General features: G+C 62.2%; 2 protein-coding genes. Both read right to left on the bottom strand.

Annotation, left to right across the window (positions count from 1 at the left end):
• A partial coding sequence (locus D6877_RS10500) for a DUF6124 family protein (protein ID WP_130910707.1) occupies nucleotides 1–283 on the bottom strand: 283 nt, incomplete at its 3' end.
• A 521-nt stretch (nucleotides 284–804) separates the two neighbouring features.
• Nucleotides 805–2,475, bottom strand: coding sequence for a POTRA domain-containing protein (locus tag D6877_RS10495; RefSeq protein ID WP_130910706.1), 1,671 nt, complete (start codon nucleotides 2,473–2,475; stop codon nucleotides 805–807).
• Nucleotides 2,476–2,681: the final 206 nt, after the last annotated feature.

Here is a 2,681-nt window from a genome sequence, read left to right as displayed (position 1 = left end):
AGCTGCGCTGCGGTCCATCGATAAATCCGGCGAGGTCGCTGGCCATGATGCTTGCCGAGGCCAGTGATTCGCAGGCATGGACCAACAGGGTTTCGTTGTCCGCAGCCGGGTCGACGATGAACAGGGTGCTGGGTTTGCGCGGTGCGGCAGGGTTTTTGATGAGGCGGGGGTTGAGGTAGTAATCGATGGCGCGGTCGACGGCTTCCTTGAGTTTTTGCGCTTCGAGGAGCGGGTCGGCGAAAGTCGGATCGGCAAGGGGTGGATCGGGCGTTATCTTTTTCACGGGCTCAGTCTCCTGATGGAGTAGGGCCGCAACCCGTTCGCGACTAAACGAAAGGGAGGCAGCTGCACGCAGGTTAGTCGACCGATGAGCCACGAAATCGGCGCGCCCGAAGGCGCCCTGCGCACAGCCACCATCAAGTGCAGGTATGCAATACCTGGCTGACAGGAACCTGTGCGTCGTGGACAAGCGGGCGACTAAACCCGACCACTGATGAGCAGTGGCAGGCAAACGATAGAACCCGCGCCCCAGGCGCACAAGCCGGCGGATTCTGGCGTAGCCGTAGGCAAAGGCGCAAGGATTTGTGGGCTGTTGCGAGGTAACGGGGCGTCTGTTTAAACGGCTGGTTTAAGCGCTGCGATAAATCGGTTGAATAGCCGAACCCTTTCGCGAGCAGGCTCGCTCCCACAGGGACGGCGGTTGTACTGAGGAACCGTGAACACCGCCGAATCTGTGGGAGCGAGCCTGCTCGCGAAGACGGTGCGTCAGTGAAAAAATTCCTGACTGACGCACCCGCTTGCCCCTTACAACTGATAACTGAAACTGATGCTGTACCGCGGCTTGCGGTTCAACGTGTCCAGCGCTTCATCGGACATTGCCTTCGCCACTTCCAGGGCGACGTTGTAGTACTTGGCATCGCCGAACCTCAGTCCGAGCGCGGTGGATGACAGGTTGTTGGCCTGCACCGGCAGTTGGTTGAACCAGCTGCGCGAGCGGTCGACGACGACGTAGGGTTGCAGGATGCGCACCCAGTTGCCGTCGCGGTTGAAGCTGTAGTTGACCTCGTAGGCCACGCCCCAACCCTTGTCGCCCGAGGCCTGGTCGTCGGGGTAGCCACGGCCGAAATTCTGCCCGCCGAATACGGCGCGTTCGCTGTCGGGCAAGGTGTCATCGCTCCAGTACAGCGCCGCCGAGAGCACGCCTTGCCAGTTGTCGAGAAACTTGTCGCTCTGCACGCCGGACAGTCTGACGCGGAAGAAATCCAGGTCGATGTCGTCGTAGTTGGTGTGCGCGCCGAGGTTGTCGAAGCCCTGGTAGACACCGGCACTGAGGATGCGCAGTTGGCGGGCGTCGGCCTTGCGCCAGTCGCCTTCGAAAGCCAGGGCGCGGACGTCGGTGCGCAGTTCGGTGCTGAAGGGAAAGTTGATGCCGTCGTAGCGCGTCTTGTCGTCGACCGCATACAGGCGCGAGCCGGCGGTCAGCAGTTCGTTGGCGGAGGCGATCAGGGGCGTGCTGAAGCCGATCGAGTAGCGATCGTTCTCGCGGTGAGTACTCAGGCGTCCGCCACCGCCCACCAGCACTTCGGTGTCCGGGTCGGCGCGGTAACGCGAGGCCGAGACGTTGAGTTGCGTGCCCTCGGTATCGAGGAACTGGCTGTAGTCGAGACGGTAGTAATGCTCTTTATCGTCGCCCGGTGGAAACAGGCCGCTGAGGCTCAACTGTTCGCCCATCGACGTCTGCGAATTGCTGCTGACACCGAGCAACGCCTGCGGGCCGTTACGGTTGTCTTCGGTGGTGCTCAGGGTGCTGGTGAACGGTTTGCGACTGGCCTGGGCAACCAGGGTGGTCGCGCCATCGGTGGTGCCGGGCGGTGGCACTTGCGCTTGAATGGTTACCCCGGGAATGCGGCTCATCAGCGTGGTATAGCGCTCGAAGGTCTTGCGCGTCAGCGGGCGTTCGGCCTGGATTTTCGCGGCGAGTTCGTCGAGCAGGCCTTTGACCCGGCCGATGTCGCCCTGCATCTGGATATCGCGCACGTAGCCCTCGACCAGCACCACCCGCGCCACGCCGTCATCGAAGTTCTGTTGCGGCAGGAACGCGTAGGACAACAGATAGCCGTCCTGCTGATAGCGACGGGTGATGTTGCGCGTGGCTTCGATCAGTTCGGCAAGGCTGGCCTGGCGGCCGATCAGGGGCTTGTAGATTTCCGCGAGTTCGTTGAGCGGGTAGATCGTGCCGCCTTCGATCTGCACGGTCTTCAGGTTGACCTTGGTTTCCATCAGCAATGGCTGCGCGGCGGTCGCACCCGGGTCCGGCACTTGCAGCGGCGCCGCGCTCGGCCGATAGGCGTCGGCGGGCAGGTTGGGAACGGGGAGGTTGCGGATGGTTTCGTTGCTGTTGAGAAAGCTGGGCAAGGTGTCGGCGAGGGCAGCGGAACTGAGGCTCAGGCACAGCAGGGATGCCAGTACGCGCATAGGACACTCCATGGTCAGAACACAGCACAGGGCAAAATTTTCCTTAGAAAAAAGGCGGAAGACTCGTGGGAATCTTCCGCCCTCAACCAAGCGTAGGCGCTGTAGGTAAGGCCGTCGAATCGGCCAGGTGCAATTCAGCGTTGAGTGCCGCTCAACGCGCCGGTCAGGCCGCCGAGTACCCCGCCCAGACCGCCAGTTGTGCCGCC

The organism is Pseudomonas sp. Sample_9 (genome assembly GCF_004307535.1).
In the GTDB taxonomy this organism is placed as follows: Bacteria; Pseudomonadota; Gammaproteobacteria; order Pseudomonadales; family Pseudomonadaceae; genus Aquipseudomonas; species Aquipseudomonas mercuritolerans.
The sequence above is the reverse complement of the archived record's forward strand: the minus strand, read 5'-3'. Positions and strand labels throughout refer to the sequence as shown.